Annotated in this window: 16 protein-coding genes and 1 pseudogene; 8 read left to right on the plus strand and 9 right to left on the minus strand. The window is 66.8% G+C overall.

Translation table 11 applies throughout. The annotated features are described in order from the left end of the window. Positions 1 to 8: 8 nt before the first annotated feature. From E3O42_RS13835 to ctaE, 5 genes are all read right to left on the minus strand, one after another. The gene (locus E3O42_RS13835; protein WP_134454503.1) at positions 9 to 818 is read right to left on the minus strand and encodes a class I SAM-dependent methyltransferase; all 810 of its coding nucleotides are present in this window, start codon (positions 816 to 818) and stop codon (positions 9 to 11) included. Between the two features lie 103 nt (positions 819 to 921). After that, positions 922 to 2,520: a cytochrome bc1 complex cytochrome b subunit gene (gene qcrB / locus E3O42_RS13840; RefSeq protein ID WP_134454602.1), complete on the minus strand. Its 1,599-nt coding sequence runs from the start codon at positions 2,518 to 2,520 to the stop codon at positions 922 to 924. 14 nt (positions 2,521 to 2,534) lie between these two features. Beyond that, positions 2,535 to 3,623: a cytochrome bc1 complex Rieske iron-sulfur subunit gene (gene qcrA / locus E3O42_RS13845; RefSeq protein WP_134454504.1), complete on the minus strand. Its 1,089-nt coding sequence runs from the start codon at positions 3,621 to 3,623 to the stop codon at positions 2,535 to 2,537. Positions 3,624 to 3,676: 53 nt separating this feature from the next. Continuing rightward, positions 3,677 to 4,489 (minus strand): cytochrome bc1 complex diheme cytochrome c subunit, encoded by an 813-nt coding sequence (qcrC, locus tag E3O42_RS13850; RefSeq protein WP_134454505.1) that lies wholly within the window; start codon positions 4,487 to 4,489, stop codon positions 3,677 to 3,679. A 24-nt stretch (positions 4,490 to 4,513) separates the two neighbouring features. Next, entirely contained in the window at positions 4,514 to 5,143 is a 630-nt protein-coding gene (ctaE, locus tag E3O42_RS13855) for an aa3-type cytochrome oxidase subunit III (RefSeq protein WP_241984838.1), read from the minus strand. Between the two features lie 142 nt (positions 5,144 to 5,285). Here ctaE and trpD point away from each other — a divergent pair, with 142 nt between their 5' ends. Continuing rightward, on the plus strand, positions 5,286 to 6,338 hold the full coding sequence (gene trpD / locus E3O42_RS13860) for an anthranilate phosphoribosyltransferase (protein WP_134454506.1): 1,053 nt from the start codon (positions 5,286 to 5,288) through the stop codon (positions 6,336 to 6,338). Positions 6,339 to 6,408: 70 nt separating this feature from the next. Here trpD and glpK read toward each other — a convergent pair. Further along, positions 6,409 to 7,913, minus strand: a pseudogene (gene glpK / locus E3O42_RS13865) (glycerol kinase GlpK). 118 nt (positions 7,914 to 8,031) lie between these two features. Beyond that, complete coding sequence (locus E3O42_RS13870; RefSeq protein ID WP_241984848.1) at positions 8,032 to 8,748, minus strand: MIP/aquaporin family protein; 717 nt, start codon at positions 8,746 to 8,748, stop codon at positions 8,032 to 8,034. Positions 8,749 to 9,030: 282 nt separating this feature from the next. On the opposite strand from E3O42_RS13870, the gene dhaK reads away from it, so the two are divergent. The 6 genes from dhaK to E3O42_RS13900 all read left to right on the plus strand — a co-directional run bounded on the left by dhaK (position 9,031) and on the right by E3O42_RS13900 (position 12,700). Beyond that, the gene (gene dhaK / locus E3O42_RS13875; protein ID WP_134454508.1) at positions 9,031 to 10,032 is read left to right on the plus strand and encodes a dihydroxyacetone kinase subunit DhaK; all 1,002 of its coding nucleotides are present in this window, start codon (positions 9,031 to 9,033) and stop codon (positions 10,030 to 10,032) included. A gap of 10 nt (positions 10,033 to 10,042) precedes the next feature. Next, the gene (dhaL, locus tag E3O42_RS13880; RefSeq protein ID WP_134454509.1) at positions 10,043 to 10,681 is read left to right on the plus strand and encodes a dihydroxyacetone kinase subunit DhaL; all 639 of its coding nucleotides are present in this window, start codon (positions 10,043 to 10,045) and stop codon (positions 10,679 to 10,681) included. 2 nt (positions 10,682 to 10,683) lie between these two features. Further along, entirely contained in the window at positions 10,684 to 11,412 is a 729-nt protein-coding gene (dhaM, locus tag E3O42_RS13885; protein WP_241984839.1) for a dihydroxyacetone kinase phosphoryl donor subunit DhaM, read from the plus strand. Between the two features lie 51 nt (positions 11,413 to 11,463). Continuing rightward, complete coding sequence (locus E3O42_RS13890; protein ID WP_134454510.1) at positions 11,464 to 11,784, plus strand: hypothetical protein; 321 nt, start codon at positions 11,464 to 11,466, stop codon at positions 11,782 to 11,784. A gap of 119 nt (positions 11,785 to 11,903) precedes the next feature. Further along, positions 11,904 to 12,386, plus strand: a complete 483-nt coding sequence (locus E3O42_RS13895; RefSeq protein WP_134454511.1) for an SRPBCC family protein — start codon at positions 11,904 to 11,906, stop codon at positions 12,384 to 12,386. After that, complete coding sequence (locus E3O42_RS13900; protein WP_134454512.1) at positions 12,383 to 12,700, plus strand: ArsR/SmtB family transcription factor; 318 nt, start codon at positions 12,383 to 12,385, stop codon at positions 12,698 to 12,700. The genes E3O42_RS13895 and E3O42_RS13900 overlap by 4 nt, the downstream gene beginning before the upstream one ends. Before the next feature lie 345 nt (positions 12,701 to 13,045). Here E3O42_RS13900 and E3O42_RS13905 read toward each other — a convergent pair whose 3' ends face one another. Next, the gene (locus E3O42_RS13905) at positions 13,046 to 15,433 is read right to left on the minus strand and encodes an ATP-binding cassette domain-containing protein (protein WP_134454513.1); all 2,388 of its coding nucleotides are present in this window, start codon (positions 15,431 to 15,433) and stop codon (positions 13,046 to 13,048) included. Between the two features lie 163 nt (positions 15,434 to 15,596). On the opposite strand from E3O42_RS13905, the gene E3O42_RS13910 reads away from it, so the two are divergent. Next, a complete protein-coding gene (locus tag E3O42_RS13910; protein ID WP_134454514.1) occupies positions 15,597 to 16,193 on the plus strand; it encodes an HdeD family acid-resistance protein in 597 nt (198 codons plus the stop codon). Positions 16,194 to 16,205: 12 nt separating this feature from the next. On the opposite strand, the gene E3O42_RS13915 is transcribed toward E3O42_RS13910, so the two are convergent. After that, complete coding sequence (locus E3O42_RS13915; protein WP_174844273.1) at positions 16,206 to 17,000, minus strand: SDR family oxidoreductase; 795 nt, start codon at positions 16,998 to 17,000, stop codon at positions 16,206 to 16,208.

Genomic DNA, 17,000 nt, shown 5'->3' on the forward strand with positions numbered 1-17,000 from the left:
GCCGACGCTCAGGCCTCGGTGCGACGGAACCCGAGGAGGCGGAACGCGACGGTGACCTCGGTCGACCCTGACCGGTCGGCGGGGTCCGTTGTCGGGGCGTGGTGCGAGGACGGGCCCATGCCGATGAGCGCGGCAACGTCGCCGGGGGAGAGCAGCAGGACCCTGGACAGGTCCTCGGTGGACTCCAGGTGAAAGCCGAACTTCAGGCCGGCGACCAGGTCGTCGGTCTTGTTCCCGTGCACGTCCAGGGCCAGTCCGGCGGCCCGCAGCTCCTGCAGGTGGCCCGGGTGCGGCACCACGACGGCCAGGAGCGCACCGGGAGCCAGGATGCGATGGAACTCGGCCGGGTTCCGGGGAGCGAATACGTTGATCGCGACGTCAGCGGCCCCGTCACGGACGGGGAGGGGAGACCAGACATCCGCCACCAGACCGTGAGTGGACGAGTCCGGATCGATCAGGCCGGCGCGGACGGTGCGCGCGACCGCGGCCGCGGACAGGTCCATGGCCAGCGCCCCGACGCCGGGGGCCTGCACCGGAGGGGAATCAGGGGAGCGCCTGCTGGCCGCGATGGCGGCCAGGACACCGCGCAGGTAGTAGCCGGTGCCGCAGCCGATGTCGATCACGCGAAGGGGCGACTCGGCGGCCACGAGGGCGCCGAGGGCGTCGCGGAGTTCGGTGTACCAGCCGCGTTCCAGGAAGGTGTCGCGGGCGTCGAGCATCGCGGCGGAATCACCGATGAGCTTGCGTGAGCCGACGATGAGGGACGCGAATCCTCGGCGGTTCGTGTCGAAGCGATGACCGTTGCTGCAGGCGAGCACCAGCTCGCCGGCCGGGACGAGGTCACGGAAACAGTTCGGGCACCGAAGCCACTCCGACAGGGTCTGGAGTGGCTTCGGTGCCCGAACCGGTTCGGCTGAGGAACTAGTGGTGATCGCCGTGGCTCTCTTCGAGTTCCTTGGTTCCGACCGGGGCAATCCGGTCTTCGAAGAACCAGCGGGACAGGCCGGCGCGCACCCGCTGAACGGGGGACACCTTGCCCTGGGCGTTGGGGGCCAACTCCAGCGGCTTGTAGTTGTTGTAGCTGACCAGCTTCCAGCGCTCGTACTCGTCGACGGGCTGGTGCACCTCGATGTACTCGCCGCCGGGAAGGCGCACGATCCGACCGGATTCGTAGCCGTGCAGGACAATCTCGCGGTCCTTCTTCTGCAGCGCCAGGCAGACGCGCTTGGTGATGAAGTAGGCGAAGATCGGCCCCAGGATCACGACGGCCTGGAGAGTGTGGATGACACCCTCCATGGTCAGCTTGAAGTGCGTGGCCATGATGTCAGAGGAGGCCGCCGCCCAGAGGCCGGCGTAGAACGTGACACCGGCGGCGCCGATGGCCGTTCGGGTTGGCGCGTTGCGCGGACGGTCCAGGATGTGGTGCTCGCGCTTGTCGCCGGTGATCCAGGCCTCGATGAACGGGTAGAACAGCACCGTGGCGATGAAGATACCGATGACGGTCAGCGGGATCAGGATGTTGAACGACCAGGTGTGGCCGAACCAGACCCATTCCAGTCCCGGGGGGACCAGTCGCAGGGCTCCATCGGCGAAACCGATGTACCAGTCCGGCTGGGTTCCGGCGGACACCGGTGAGGGGTCGTACGGGCCGTAGTTCCAGATCGGGTTGATCGTGAAGAACGACGCCATCAGCATCACCACGCCGAAGACGATGAAGAAGAATCCACCGGCCTTGGCGGCGTAGACCGGGAGCACCGGGTAGCCGACCACGTTCGTGTCGGTGCGGCCCGCTCCGGGGTACTGGGTGTGCTTGTGCACCACGACGAAGAGCAGGTGCAGTGCGATCAGCGCGACGATGATCGCCGGCAGCAGCAGGATATGCAGCGAATACAGGCGGCCGACGATGTCGGTGCCCGGGAATTCGCCGCCGAAGAGCAGGAACGAAATCCAGGTTCCCACGACGGGGATGCCCTTGACCATGCCGTCGATGATCCGCAGGCCGTTGCCGGAGAGCAGGTCGTCGGGCAGCGAGTAGCCGGTGAAGCCCTCGGCCATGGCCAGGATGAATAGTACGAACCCGATCACCCAGTTGAGCTCGCGCGGCTTGCGGAATGCTCCGGTGAAGTAGATGCGGAGCATGTGCAGGCCGATGGACGCGACGAACAGCAGCGCAGCCCAATGGTGCACCTGACGCATCAGGAGACCGCCGCGCACGTCGAAGGAGATGTCCAGCGAGGACGCCATGGCGACGGACATCTCCACGCCCTTGAGCGGCACGTAGGAGCCGTCATACTGCACTTCGGCCATCGACGCCTGGAAGAAGAACGTCAGGAAGGAGCCGGACAGCAGGATGATGACGAAGCTGTACAGCGCCACCTCACCGAGCAGGAACGACCAGTGGTCGGGAAAGATCTTGCGACCCAGTTCCTTGACCGCGGTGGAGACGCTGGTGCGTTCGTCGATGTAGTTGGCCGCGGCGCCGGTGAAGCCCCCCGACTTCTTCGTCGCGACGGGTTTCATGTCAGTTGTGGTACTCACTGTCGCTCCCAAAAGCTCGGTCCGACTGGTTCAAGGAAATCGCTTTGTGCGATGAGGTAGCCCTCGGAGTCCACGGCAATGGGCAACTGGGGGAGGGCGCGCTTGGCCGGTCCGAAGATGACCTTCGCGTGGTCGGCCACGTCAAACTGCGACTGGTGGCACGGGCAGAGGAGGTGGTGTGTCTGCTGTTCGTACAGGCCCACCGGGCATCCGACGTGCGTGCAGATCTTGGAGTACGCGACGATGCCGTCGTAGGACCAGGTGGCACGCTCGGGGAGCTGGTTGAGGTCTTCGGGCTTCATCCGGACGAGGATGACGGCGGCTTTCGCCTTCTCTTCGAGCCTGCCGTGCTCGAGGTCCGCCAGGCCCTCGGGGATCACGGCGAACGACGACCCGAGGGTGACGTCAGAGGCCTTGATCGGCGACCCTGAGGGGTCAAGGGCGAGCCTGGTGCCCTTCTTCCACATGGTCTGGTTCAGGAGGGCGACCGGATCCTGGTCCTGCGGGGCGAGCCCGCGGAACAGGACGACGGCGGGGAGGGGGAAGACCACGAGGGCGCCGATGAGGCTGTTGCGGATCACGGCGCGCCGGCCGATGCCGGACTCGGTGTTGGCTTCCTGGAAGATCTCGACCGCGCGGGCGCGGGTCTCGTCGCTGCCCCGGACGGGGTGGCGTTCGTCGCTGCCCTCTTCGTCGTGCATGAGAGCCTTGCCCCAGTGGACGGCGCCGATGCCCAGCGCCAGGAGGGCCAGGGCCAGGCCGACGCCGATGAATAGGTTGTTCAGCCGAACGGAGCCTGGATCTTCGGGGACGATCGGGAAGATCATGTACGCCGCGATGGCGAAGATGCTGCCGACGATCGACAGGTAGAACAGGGTGTACACCGTGCGCTCCGCGCGCTTCTCTGCGCGGGGATCGAGGTCGGTGATGCGGGGCCGGTGCGGCGGGAAGCCGGGATTGGCCACGGCGTCGCGGGCGACGACGGCAGTGCCGACGACGGCGGTGCCGACGGCGGCCGTGACGTGCTCGACGCTCGAGGAGTCGGCAGCGGTCAGATCCTTTCCGCTGGTCTCATCGCTGGCCATGGTTCTCCTTCGTGGGCGCTGTCTGTGCTGGGTGTGTCATAGCCGGGTGCCGATCAATTCGATTTCGCTGTGATCCACACGGTCAGCGCCACGATGGCGCCCAGACCGAAGATCCAGAGGAACAGGCCTTCCGACACCGGTCCGAGGGATCCGAGGGCGAATCCGCCCGGCGACGGGTTGTTCTCGAGGTACTTGAGGTAGGTGATGATGTCGCGCTTGTCTTCGGGCGAGACGTTCATGTCGTTGAACACCGGCATGTTCTGGGGGCCGGTGACCATGGCCTCGTAGATGTGCTGTGGGGTGACGCCGTCCAGCGCGGGAGCATACTTGCCCTCGGTGAGCGCGCCTCCGGCTCCGGCGACGTTGTGGCACATGGCGCAGTTGATGCGGAACAACTCGGCGCCGGCGGCGGCGTCGCCCTCGGCATCGAGGTACTCGGCTTCGGGAATGCCGGGGCCGGGGGCCAGGGAAGCCACGTATGCGGTCAGCGCTGCGGTCTGCTCCTCCGTGAACTGGACCGGCTTGACGATGGCCTGCGGACCGTTGGCCTGCAAGGGCATGCGTCCGGTGCCGACCTGGAAGTCGACGGACGCGGCTCCCACGCCGATCAGGCTGGGCCCGCTGCCGGTTCCGTCGGCGCTGAGTCCGTGGCAAGTGGCGCAGTTCGCGGCGAAGAGTTTTTCACCCTCGCTGACGGTCTGCTGCGACGCGGTTTCGGTCGCCGCGGTGGCCGTGCTGGTGCTGATCATCGCGTAGGCGCCGCCCGTGAAGAGCAGGCCGATCGCGATCAGCGCGACGCTGGCGAGCGGGCTGCGCCGGCCGGTGCGACGCGTGCGGCCGTTGGTAGGTTTCTGAGTCCTGGGCATACTGAGAGTGTCCGCTCCTGCTTGTTATTTAAGAACGTAGATGACGAGGAAGAGCCCGATCCAGACGACGTCCACGAAGTGCCAGTAGTACGAGACCACGATGGCGCTGGTGGCTTCCTTGTGACCGAAGTTCTTGACCGCGAAACCACGACCGATCACGAGGAGGAAGGCGATGAGTCCGGCGGTCACGTGGATGCCGTGGAATCCGGTGGTGAGGTAGAACGCGGAACCGTAGGCGTTGGAGGCGAGAGTGACGCCTTCTGACACGAGGGTCGCGTACTCCAGGACCTGACCGGAGACGAAGATGGCGCCAAGCGCATAGGTGAGGAAGAACCACTCGACCATGCCCCACTGGCTGGGCTTCCACCCCGTCGACCTGGCCTGCAGGCGCTCGGCGGCGAACACGCCGAACTGGCAGGTGATCGACGACGAGACTAGAACCAGGGTGTTCACCAGCGCGAAGACGAAGTTGTGCTTTTCCGTCTCGAACTGCCACAGCTCCGGGGAGGTGGACCGCAAGGTGAAGTAGATGGCGAAGAGGCCAGCGAAGAACATGACCTCACTGCCCAGCCAGACAATGGTGCCAACCGCCACGCTGTTGGGCCTGTTAACTACGGGAATGGTCGCCCGGGGAGTAATTGAGGTCGTCGTCACTCCTCCATTATGACCGATTACTCCACAGGTTTTTCTCAAGGTGAAGTGCCATAAGACCCTAATCTGAAAAATGGCATCCCCATCCGAACTCTGACGGTGCCAAAATGCCGGCTGGGGGAGCGCCGGCGCTTAAGATTGGGCCATGCTCGAATCCCAGTCCTGGCCCGCCGTTCTCGATGCCCTCCTGCGTAGAGAGGACCTGAGCGTCGCCGATGCGGCGTGGAGCATGGAACGGATCATGCTCGGTGAGGCCACTCCGGCCCAACTCGCCGGATTCCTGGTGGCCTTGCGCGCCAAGGGCGAGACCGTGGATGAGATCGTCGGCTTCCGTGACGCGATCCTCGACCACGCGGTTCCGCTTGACGTCAACTCGATGGGGCTGGACATCGTCGGCACCGGGGGAGACCGGTTCGGCACCGTGAACGTGTCGACCATGGCGTCGATTGTGTGTGCGGCGACCGGCGTGCCGGTGATCAAACACGGCAATCGGGCGGCCAGTTCGGCATCGGGCTCGTCGGACGTGCTCGCTGCACTGGGCATCGACCTGACCCTGTCGGCGGACGCCGTGGCCGCGATCCTGGATGCCACGGGCATCACCTTCGCGTACGCCGCCGCGTTCCACCCCGGATTCCGGCACGCCGCCGCGGTTCGAGCCGAGCTGGGCATCCCCACGGTGTTCAACTTCCTCGGCCCTCTCGTCAATCCCGCCAGGCCGGAAGCATCCGCCGTCGGCGTGGCCAACCTCGACCGGGTACCCCTGTTCGTCGGGGTGTTCCAAACCCGCGGCGCGTCGGCGCTGGTTTTCCGCGGCGACGACGGCCTCGACGAACTCACCACGACGGGGCACAGCCACGTCTGGGAGGTGTCACGGGGTCTGGTGACCGAGCACGACATCGAACCGCGCGACCTCGGCATCCCGCGGGCGACCATGAGCCAGCTGATCGGCGGCTCTCCGGAACACAACGCGTCGGTGGTGCACTCGGTCCTGGCCGGTGCGAAGGGACCGGTGCGGGACATCGTGCTCCTGAACGCGGCAGCGGGTCTGGTCGCCTACGACCTCGCCCACGATCCCGCGCAGTCGCAAATCAGCATCCTGGACCGGTTCCGGGCGAAGCTGGCCGTGGCAGCGCAGGCCATCGACTCCGGCGCCGGCGCCGCAAAACTGGCCCAATGGGTGAAGGCCAGCCGCGCCTGACCAGCTGCGCAGCCCCGCATGTGCGGGGCTGCGCAACCGGCGGGCGCGGCTACAGGAGGCGTTTCGGCGGTTAGAGCACGTCGTCGTCGACCCAGTCGAAGGTCTTGGTGACGGCCTTCTTCCAGTTGCGCAGCTGACGGGCGCTCTCCTCCGCGCTCAGCTTCGGCGTCCAGCGACTGTCCTCCTGCCAGTTCGCCCGCAGCTCGTCCAGGGTGCTCCAGAAGCCCACGGCCAGGCCGGCCGCGTATGCGGCGCCGAGAGCCGTGGTCTCGGCCACAACCGGGCGCACCACGGGCACACCGATGATGTCGGCCTGGAACTGCATCAGCATGTTGTTCTTGATCATCCCGCCGTCGACCTTGAGCTCGGTCAGCGGCACTCCGGAGTCCGCGTTCACGGCGTCGAGCACCTCCCGGGTCTGGAAGGCCGTGGCCTCCAGCGCCGCTCGGGCGATGTGGCCCTTGTTGACGAACCGGGTGAGCCCAACCAGCGCACCGCGAGCATCCGCGCGCCAGTACGGCGCGAACAGGCCGCTGAACGCCGGCACGAAGTAGGCGCCGCCGTTGTCGTCGACCGTCGCGGCGAGGGTCTCGATCTCCTCCGAGGACGTGATCATGCCCAGGTTGTCGCGCAGCCACTGCACCAGGGCGCCGGTGACGGCGATGGAGCCCTCGAGGGCGTAGTGCGGTTCGGCGTCGCCGAGCTTGTAGCCCAGCGTGGTCAGCAGGCCGTTCTTGGAGTGGATGATCTCGGTGCCGGTGTTGAAGATCAGGAAGTTACCGGTGCCGTAGGTGTTCTTGGCCTCGCCCTGGTCGAAGGCGGCCTGGCCGAACGTTGCGGCCTGCTGGTCGCCGAGGATGCCCGCGATCGGCACCTCGCGCAGCAGGCTGTGCTCGTTCACGGTGCCANCGAGGACTTGATCTGAGGCAGCATCGACTTCGGCACATTGAAGATGCGCAGGATCTCGTCATCCCACTGCAGCGTCTCCAGGTCCATGAAGAGCGTGCGGCTGGCGTTGGTGACGTCGGTGGCGTGAACGCCGCCCTCCAGGCCTCCGGTGAGGTTCCAGAGCACCCACGAGTCCGTGGTGCCGAACATCAGGTCGCCGGCGTCTGCCTTGGCCCTGGCCCCCTCGACGTTTTCGAGGATCCAGACGATTTTGGTGCCGGAGAAGTAGGTTGCCAGCGGCAGGCCCACCTTCTGCTTGAACCGCTCCACGCCGCCGTCGGCGGCGAGACGGTCGACGATCGGCTGGGTGCGGGTGTCCTGCCAGACAATGGCGTTGTAGACGGGTTTGCCGGTGGTGCGGTCCCAGACCACGGCGGTTTCGCGCTGGTTGGTGATGCCGACCGCGGCGATGTCGTGCCGGGTGAGGTTGGCCTTGGACAGGGCCTGGCCGATCACCTGCCGGGTGTTGTCCCAGATCTCCATCGGGTCGTGCTCGACCCAGCCGGCGCGGGGGAAAATCTGCTCGTGCTCGAGTTGGCCGGTCGAGACGATGGATCCGGAGTGGTCGAAGATGATGGCGCGAGAACTCGTGGTGCCCTGGTCGATGGCGAGTACATACTTAGCCATGGTGTACCTCCTTGTACGTTGCGTGATGGCTTGAACAGACTATAAAACCGACTGCCGGTTTCGGGTGGTGTTTGCACAGCGAAGCAGGCCGGTCCGTGGAGGAACCGGCCTGCCTCGGTCATGCCATGATCGGCAGCCAGACCAGCGACGCCCAGCCCGCCAGGAGTCCGCCGATAACGGGTCCGACAACGGGAACCCAGGAATAGGCCCAGTCCGAGGAGCCCTTGCCCTTGATCGGCAGGATGAAGTGCGCGATCCGCGGGCTGAGGTCACGGGCCGGGTTGATGGCGTAGCCGGTGGGGCCACCGAGCGAGACGCCGATGACGAGAACCAGCAGGGCAACGGGCAGCGCACCCAGCGCACCCAGACCGCCGCTTTCGCCCTGACGGCCGCCGCCGAATGCGATCACCACGAAGACCAGCACGAAGGTGCCGATGATCTCGGTGACCAGGTTCCAGCCGTACGAGCGGATGGCCGGCCCGGTCGAGAAGGTTCCGAGCTTGTTGGCGGGCTCGGGCTCCTCGTCGTAGTGCTGCTTGTAGGCCAGCCAGCACACGACGGCGCCGAGGAAGGCGCCGAGGAACTCGCCGGCCAGATAGACGAGCACGGACAGGAAGTTCACCGGGACGCCGAGGCCGAATTCGGTGGCGCCGGAGGCGACGAGGCCGAGGGTGACGGCCGGGTTGAGGTGTGCGCCCGAGTTGTATGCCACCGTGACACCGGCGAAGACCGCGAAGGCCCAGCCGAAGGTCACCATGAGGAACCCGCCGCCGAAACCCTTGTTCTTCGTCAGGGCTACGTTGGCAACGACACCACAACCAAGGAGGATGAGCATCCCTGTGCCCAGCACCTCCGACAAAAACACAAGACCGATATTGTCCACGATGACCTTTCTCGTAAGAATCGAGATGCCGGCTGTACCGGAGCAATCCCTTCGCGGTGAGCGATTTCGCAGTCACCATAGCGCGGGCGGGGCGCGAGCGAAATAGTCCCGGTGGGCAGCATCATCTGCCTCTTACCCAGACCGATGGCAGCGCGTAGGTTGGGCAGGGAGCACAGTTACGTGCCCGGCGCTGAAGCCTGCGCCGATCGATCCCGACGAAACGAAGGAATGGTCATGAAAAAGCTTGTCAACGACCCGAAGAACGTTGTCGACGAAGCCGTCGCCGGTTTCGGTGCGGCGCACGCGGATATCGTGCGTGTCTCCCTGGACCCCGTGTTCATCGTGCGTGCGGACGCGCCGGTGGCGGGAAAGGTCGGCATCGTCAGCGGCGGTGGCAGCGGGCACGAGCCCCTGCACGGTGGTTTCGTCGGGTTCGGCATGCTGGATGCGGCGGTGCCGGGCGCCGTGTTCACGTCGCCGACCCCTGACCCGATCCTGGCCGCCACCAAGGCCGTCGACGGGGGAGCCGGGGTACTGCACATCGTGAAGAACTACACCGGGGACGTCCTCAACTTCGAAACGGCGGCTGACCTGGCCGAAGCCGACGAGATTGAGGTGCGCACCGTCATCGTCAACGACGATGTCGCAGTGAAGGACTCCCTGTACACCGCCGGTCGACGCGGTGTGGCCGGGACCGTCCTCGTAGAGAAGATCGCGGGCGCGGCCGCGGCCAGGGGTGACGACCTCACTGCCGTGGCCACCGTCGCAGAAAAGGTGATCGGCCAGGTGCGCTCGATGGGGGTGGCCCTGACTCCCTGCGTCGTGCCGCACGCCGGCGAGCCGAGCTTCACCCTGGCCGACGACGAGATCGAGATCGGCATCGGAATCCACGGCGAGCCCGGGCGCGAGCGCATCAAGCTCGAACCGGCCGACGCGATCGTCGACCGGATCCTCGGACCGATCCTGGACGACCTCCCCTATGCATCCGGAGATAAGGTTCTGCTCTTCGTCAACGGAATGGGCGGGACGCCTCAGGTTGAGCTGTACATTGTATTTCGACGGGCCGCCGAAGTTCTCGCCGAGCGAGGCATCGAGGTGACACGCACGCTCGTCGGCAATTTCACAACATCACTGGAGATGCAGGGCATGTCGATCACGGTACTCAAACTCGACGATGAGTTGACCGCCCTGTGGGATGCTCCGGTACACACGGCCGCACTGCGGTGGGGAAAGTAGGGAAGACCGAATGAGCGTAGACGTCGCATGGGCACAGACCTGGATCAGGAGCAGCGCGAAGGTTCTCTCAGAACACCGCGCCGAACTGAACACCCTCGACCGCGAGATCGGCGACGGTGATCACGGCGAGAACATGGACCGGGGCTTCCAGGCCGTCCTGCCCAAGCTCGATGCGCTGGCCGACGCCGCCACGCCTGGTGAGCTGCTCAAGACGCTCGCGGCGACGCTCATCTCCACCGTCGGCGGTGCGGCCGGTCCGCTCTACGGCACGGCGTACCTCAAGGCCGCCGCCGCCGTGAGCGGGATCGCCGAACTGGACGGCCCCGCCGTCGTCGCCCTGCTGACGGCGGGGCGGGACGGCATCGTGCTGCGCGGCAAAGCCGAATCCGGGGACAAGACCATGGTGGACGCCTGGACCCCGGCAGTGGACGCGGCTATCGAGGCCGTGGCCGCCGGGGCCAGCCCCAGCCTGATCCTGGCCGCCGCCGCGGATGCTGCCGAGGCCGGCGCTGTCGCGACCGAACCCTGGGTCGCCCGCAAGGGCCGTGCGAGTTACCTGGGGGAGAGGGCCATCGGCCATCGCGATCCCGGCGCCCAGTCGACAGCGCTCATCCTCCGCTGCGGCGCCGATGCGGCCGCACAGTCCTGATCGTGGCTGACCTGAACGTGCCCGAGTCCCTCGTCGGTCTGGTTTTCGTCTCGCACAGCGTCGAGATCGCCAGCGGCCTGGTGACGCTGGCCCGCCAGATGGCCCCGAACGTCGCCCTGGTGGCCGCTGGCGGCAGGGACGACGACGGAATCGGCACGAGCTTCGACAAAATCGCGGCAGGCATAACGGAGGCCGACCGGGGCGGCGGCGTCGTCCTGCTCTGCGACCTGGGCTCGGCCATCCTCACCGCGGAGACCGCGCTGGACTTCCTCGACGACGAGGTGCGGGCCCGGGTGCGAATCGCGGACGCACCACTCGTAGAGGGCGGGGTGGCAGCCGCCGTCGCGGCCGAGATCGGGGGAGACCTCGCGGCCGTGCTCGCAGCGGCTCAGTCGGCCCAGGGCGGCGGGTCGGCTCCGGCGGAGTCCGATTCGCCCGAACCATCGGGCACGGCCAGTACCGGGGAGGCCGCGCGGCCGGTCAGCCGCACGGTGACGTTGCGAAACCGGGACGGCCTGCACGCCAGGCCCGCCGCGGACTTCGTGAAACTCGCCAGTGGGTTCGACGCCGAGGTCACCGTCAACGGCAAGGACGCGCACAGCCTGCTGGGCATCATGTCGCTCGGGCTGACCCGGGGGATGAGCGTGGAGATCTCCGGTCCCGACGAGCGATCGCGGGCGGCCGTGGATGCCCTGGCCGACCTGGTCGAGACCGGATTCGGCGAAGAATAGCCGCGTCCCGATGCCTAGTCCGGGGGCATGCCGGGGGCGTACGCTGTGGGCATGGTCCAGAATGAGAAATCCTCGGCCCAGGCGCATCGCAGGGGCGCCAACCGTCTGTTCGACTGGGTGGAGGACCGGCTCCGTCCCGCCTTCGACTCCCCACCCGTGGGCAGCTACGACGCTGCCGAGGCGACGGGGCTGACCCAGTGCCCGGTGTGCGGACGGCCGATGACCGAACACACCATCGACCACTCGGCCCATGACACAGTCCTGAATTGTCCGATCCCACACCCGGGAGCCTGGGACCGGGATGCATTCGAGCCGGTCAATGAGTTCGGAATGGTGATCCGACGCCGGCCCGACGATGGCACCCCGGACTGAGCCCTGCGGCACCAGGCGCGGCCCGCCCCGTTCCCACGAACTGCAACCAGGGGGTTGCTTTTCGTTTTCGATTGATGCAACCTTAGAGTTGCAGTAATCGACTGAAAGGAACGGAAACCATGACCATGACCACAAATCCTCCCGCCGTTGTCGATAGCGGCACCTTCACGGTGCGACGGACCATCACCATCCAGGCCCCGATGGACCGGGTCTGGGAGGCCATCACCGACGCTCGCCACATCGCCGCCTGGTTCGGGCAGTCCGCAATACTCGACACGGTGGCCGTCGGTGCCCGGGGAGTGTTCTCCTTCGAGGGCGTCGGCGACTTCCCGGTGCTGATCGAAGAACTCGAGCCGCCCCGCCTGATCGCGTATCGCCAGAGCAACGACAACACGCGTGCGGTCGACCCGGCCCGGGTCAGCCCCGAGCGATCGACGGTTTTCAGGTTCGCGCTCGAACCCGCGGGGGCGGGCACCCAGCTCACCGTTGTCGAGTCCGGATTCGACTCGTTGGCCGATCCCGCCGCCGGCATGGAGAGCAACCGTGGCGGTTGGGATGCGGAGCTCGACGAACTGGTGGCCTACCTCGAGGGCGGCTCGTGACAATCAGCACCCTCGTTCCCGTGTTCGCCGCGCTCGGCGACGAGACGCGGTGGAGCATTCTGGCAGCCCTGGGCGAGGGTGACGCATCGGCGTCCGCCCTCGCCGGGCGGCTGCCGGTCACCCGCCAGGCCATCGCCAGGCACCTTGCCGTTCTGCAGGAGGTTGGACTCGTGGATTCCGTGCGCGTTGGCCGTGAGCTGCGTTACCGGGTTATCGGCACGCAACTCAGCGACACGGCGCGGCGGCTGGACCGCATCGGTGATGAGTGGGACCGCCGGCTGGCGGCCATCACGCGAATCGCCGAGGAGCTGTGAAACCCTCCTTCTTGTTGACATAATGTGCATTATCGGTCATATTCCGGTGCCGGGGAGACGGCCGGGATCCTGGTCGATCCCGCATCAGATCGTGCCGGTTCGACCCGTGACGGTGCTCGCCCGGACGCAGGCGTATGCGAGGCGGTGAGGAAGCACGCTGCACGCCGGGCGCCGCCGGGTGCATTCGGCTGGCACCGACGTTCGGCGACGGTCGGACGCCCCGTCGACGCACCCCTTCCGAGCCACTCAGTGCGCCAATCTGCATGTTATGTCAAGAAAATCGCTCTCCTGAGCAGAACCGCCCCTCGTTTTGAAGACGAAGTGGCATGACAAGGACGATTCTGGTCAGGCGCCGACGTACGCCGCGAGGTGCTGGCCGGTGAGGGTGGATCGTGCCGCGACGAGGTCGGCGGGTGTTCCCTCGAAAACGATCCGGCCACCGTCGTGGCCGGCGCCGGGACCCAGGTCGATGATCCAGTCCGCGTGGGCCATCACCGCCTGATGGTGTTCGACGACGATAACCGACTTGCCGGAGTCGACCAGCCGGTCGAGCAGACCGAGAAGCTGTGCCACGTCGGCGAGGTGCAGGCCCGTCGTCGGCTCGTCGAGCACGTAGACGCCGCCCTTCTCCGAGAGATGGGTGGCCAGCTTCAACCGCTGCCGCTCTCCCCCGGACAGCGTCGTGAGCGGCTGGCCCAGGCTGAGATAACCGAGCCCTACGTCGGCCAGGCCCACCAGGATGGCGTGCGCTGCCGGTGTCCGGGCCTCGCCGGTGCCGAAGAACGCCTCGGCCTCGGTGACCGACATCGCAAGAACCTCGCTGATGTCGCGGCCGCCGAGCCGGTACTCCAGCACGGATGCGTCGAACCGCTTGCCCTCACACACCTCGCAGGTGGTCGAGACCGTCGCCATCGGGCCCAGGTCGGTGAAGATCACGCCGGCGCCGTTGCAGTTGGGGCACGCGCCCTCGGAGTTGGAGCTGAACAGGGCCGGCTTGACGCCGTTGGCCTTCGCGAAGGCCTTGCGGATCGGTTCGAGCATCCCCGTGTAGGTGGCCGGGTTGCTCCGCCGCGAGCCGCGAATCCCGCCCTGGTCGATCGACACCACGCCGGCCCCGGCCGGGACCGAGCCGTGCACGAGCGAACTCTTGCCCGAGCCGGCCACGCCGGTGATGACCACGAGGACACCCAGGGGGATGTCCACGTCGACGTCCTGCAGGTTGTGCGCCGTCGCGCCGCGGATCTCGAGGGCCCCGACGGACGTGCGCACGCTCTCCTTCACCCTCGCGCGGTAGTCGAGGTGGCGGCCGGTGAGGGTGTCACTGGCCCGCAGGCCTTCGAGAGTGCCCTCGAAGCAGACCGAGCCGCCCGCCGTGCCTGCACCGGGGCCCAGGTCGATGACGTGGTCGGCGATGGCTATCATCTCCGGCTTGTGCTCCACAACGAGGACGGTGTTGCCCTTGTCCCGCAACCGCAACAGCAGCTCGTTCATCCGTTGGATGTCGTGCGGGTGCAGCCCGATGGTGGGTTCGTCGAAGACATAGGTGACGTCGGTGAGAGACGAGCCGAGGTGGCGGATCAGCTTGGTGCGCTGCGCCTCACCACCGGACAGGGTGCCGGCTGGACGGTCGAGCGACAGGTAGCCCAGGCCGATCTCGGTGAAAGAGTCGAACAGGTGCTGCAGCGCCGCCAGGAGCGGAGCCACCGTCGGGTCGTCGATGGTGCGCACCCAGTCGGCGAGGTCGCTGATCTGCATGGCGCAGGCGTCCGCGATGTTCACGCCGGCGATCCGCGACGATCGTGCCCCCTCGCTGAGGCGGGTGCCGCCGCAGTCCGGGCAGGTCGCGAAGGTGACCGCCCGGTCCACGAAGGCGCGGATGTGCGGCTGCATGGCCTCGCGGTCCTTGGCCAGCATCGACTTCTGCACCTTGGGGACCAGGCCCTCATAGGTCATGTTGATGTCGCCGACCTTCACCTTGACCGGCTCCTTGTAAAGGAAGTCGTGCAGTTCTTTCTTCGAGTAGTCGCGGATCGGCTTATCGGCCTTGAGGAAGCCGGACCCGGTGAAGATCTTCACCCCCCAGCCGTCCGCAGTGTAACCCGGGATGGTGAGCGCACCCTGGTTCAGCGACTTGCTGTCGTCGTACAACTGGGACAGGTCGATGTCGTTCACCGTGCCCATGCCCTCGCAGCGCGGGCACATGCCGCCGGTGATGCTGAAGCTGCGCCGTTCCTTCGTGGTGTTCCCGCCGCGCTCGATGGTGACGGCGCCCGCACCGGAGATCGACGCGACGTTGAAGGAGAACGCCTGCGGCGAGCCGAGGTGCGGCTGGCCGAGCCGGCTGAACAGGATGCGCAGCAGCGCGTTCGCGTCGGTGGCGGTGCCGACCGTCGACCGGGCGTTGGCGCCCATCCGCTCCTGGTCTACGATGATCGCCGTGGTCAACCCGCTGAGCAGGTCCACATCCGGGCGGGCCAGCGACGGCATGAAGCCCTGCAGGAAGGCGCTGTAGGTCTCGTTGATCATCCGCTGCGACTCCGCGGCGATGGTGCTGAACACCAGCGAGCTCTTTCCGGAGCCGGAGACGCCGGTGAACACCGTCAGGCGCCGTTTCGGGATCTCGACACTGATGTCCTTGAGGTTGTTCTCCCGCGCACCCTGTACCCGGATCAGGTCGTGGCTGTCCGGATCCGCGGCGGGAGACGACGGGGCCGTCGGGGCTGAAGCATTCATCGTGTCTCCAAAATAGAGGGGGTGCCGTGCCGAAAGGGGTGCCGTGGCTGCGCAGCCGACCAGCTTCGAGCATACGTGAGGATCTCCGTCGTCACCGGGCAGTTTCGGTGTCGGGGTTGGACTGCGCGTAGCCGTGGGAGCGGCATCGGATTAGGTTGACGGCATGCCAAACACTGTCGGACCCACCAGTGCAGTCTTCGCCATCTCCATCGACCCCCGCCAGCTGACCGCGAGGGAGATCAGCGGCATCAGGGTGGCCTTCGCCGTAAGCGGGGTGGTCGCCATCGCCATCGGGACGATCCTGCTGGTCTGGACCGAGGCCACCCTCTCGGTCATCGCCGTGCTGTTCGGGCTCTATTTCGTGATCAGCGGGGTCGTGCGTATCGCACGCGGGGTCGCCAGCACCGGGTCGGCCGTTGGCGGCAGGGTGCTCAACATCGTTCTCGGCGTACTGGTGCTGGTCCTGGGCATCCTGGCGCTCCGCAACCCCGAGGGGTCGTTGGCCGTTCTCGGGCTGCTGGTCGGCATCGTGTGGATCGTGGAGGGGGTGGCGGGGCTCGTGGAGTACACCACGGACTCCAGCCGCTGGCCCGGAATCCTACTGGGCGTGGTCGGCGTCCTGGCGGGCCTGATCGTGCTGTTCGCACCGGTGCAGACCATCGGCGTCCTCGTGACGATCGGCGGAATCATGCTGATCATTTCGGGACTCGTGCAGCTCGTGCGCGCGTTCACCTTCGGGCGCGGCGTCGCCGCCGGCTGACGGCGGGTGCTGCTAGCTTGAGAAGTCGGAGGTGTCGCCGACGTAGCGGGTGTTGTTGGCCGGGACCGGGTCTACGGCCGCCAGCACGATCTCCGCGGCGAACTCGCTGACGTTGTAGAGCTTGCCGGCGGAGTTCTGGCGGGCGCTGATGGCCCCGGGATTCGCGCGTTCGAGCAAGACCGCCGTGATGGTGCCCTGGATCATGTCGCCGGAGACGACGACGAAACCGATGCCGGCCTCGGCCAGTTCGGGGATGACGGCGCGCAGGGCGTCCTCGCCGGCGCGCTTGCTGCGGGCGACGGGCTCGTAGACGGCGACGTTCGACGCGGTGTCGACGAAGTGGGCCTGGTGGCTCGTGATGAAGACCACGCGGGCCCCGTCGCTGAGTAGGGGGACGGCCGCGGTGAGCAGGTTGACCTGGGCGTCCCGGTTCAGCTGCATGGCGTAGTCCTCGGCCATGCCTGACTCCATGCCGCCGGAGGCATTCATCACGAGGATGTCGAGTCCGCCGTACTCGGCGCGGATGGTGTCGAACATCGCCGAGACGGACTCTGCGTCGGTGAGGTCAGCGGCCACGGTGATGGCGGTTCCGCCTGCGGCACGGATGGTGTCGGCCAGCTTGGTGGCACGCGCTTCCTTATTCCGGTAGTTGATGACGACCTTCGCGCCGGCTTCGGCGAAGTAGGCGACGGTGTCGGCTCCGATCCCCCGGGACGAGCCCGTGACGAGGATGCGCTTTCCCGAAAGGCTGCCGGGCTGGAGGGGATTCATCGATGGTGTGCTCACGGTGATAAACACTACCAACAT

This window comes from Cryobacterium adonitolivorans (assembly GCF_004402695.1).
Lineage (GTDB): Bacteria > Actinomycetota > Actinomycetes > Actinomycetales > Microbacteriaceae > Cryobacterium > Cryobacterium adonitolivorans.

What these genes read in the sequence shown, in the direction of transcription:
- qcrB (WP_134454602.1), bottom strand. Translation starts at nt 2,520, where the DNA reads ATGAAACCCGTCGCGACGAAGAAGTCGGGGGGCTTCACCGGCGCCGCG.
- qcrA (WP_134454504.1), bottom strand. Translation starts at nt 3,623, where the DNA reads ATGGCCAGCGATGAGACCAGCGGAAAGGATCTGACCGCTGCCGACTCC.
- qcrC (WP_134454505.1), bottom strand. Translation starts at nt 4,489, where the DNA reads ATGCCCAGGACTCAGAAACCTACCAACGGCCGCACGCGTCGCACCGGC.
- trpD (WP_134454506.1), top strand. Translation starts at nt 5,286, where the DNA reads ATGCTCGAATCCCAGTCCTGGCCCGCCGTTCTCGATGCCCTCCTGCGT.
- E3O42_RS13870 (WP_241984848.1), bottom strand. Translation starts at nt 8,748, where the DNA reads ATGCTCATCCTCCTTGGTTGTGGTGTCGTTGCCAACGTAGCCCTGACG.
- dhaK (WP_134454508.1), top strand. Translation starts at nt 9,031, where the DNA reads ATGAAAAAGCTTGTCAACGACCCGAAGAACGTTGTCGACGAAGCCGTC.
- dhaL (WP_134454509.1), top strand. Translation starts at nt 10,043, where the DNA reads ATGAGCGTAGACGTCGCATGGGCACAGACCTGGATCAGGAGCAGCGCG.
- E3O42_RS13890 (WP_134454510.1), top strand. Translation starts at nt 11,464, where the DNA reads ATGGTCCAGAATGAGAAATCCTCGGCCCAGGCGCATCGCAGGGGCGCC.
- E3O42_RS13895 (WP_134454511.1), top strand. Translation starts at nt 11,904, where the DNA reads ATGACCATGACCACAAATCCTCCCGCCGTTGTCGATAGCGGCACCTTC.
- E3O42_RS13905 (WP_134454513.1), bottom strand. Translation starts at nt 15,433, where the DNA reads ATGAATGCTTCAGCCCCGACGGCCCCGTCGTCTCCCGCCGCGGATCCG.
- E3O42_RS13910 (WP_134454514.1), top strand. Translation starts at nt 15,597, where the DNA reads ATGCCAAACACTGTCGGACCCACCAGTGCAGTCTTCGCCATCTCCATC.
- E3O42_RS13915 (WP_174844273.1), bottom strand. Translation starts at nt 17,000, where the DNA reads ATGTTGGTAGTGTTTATCACCGTGAGCACACCATCGATGAATCCCCTC.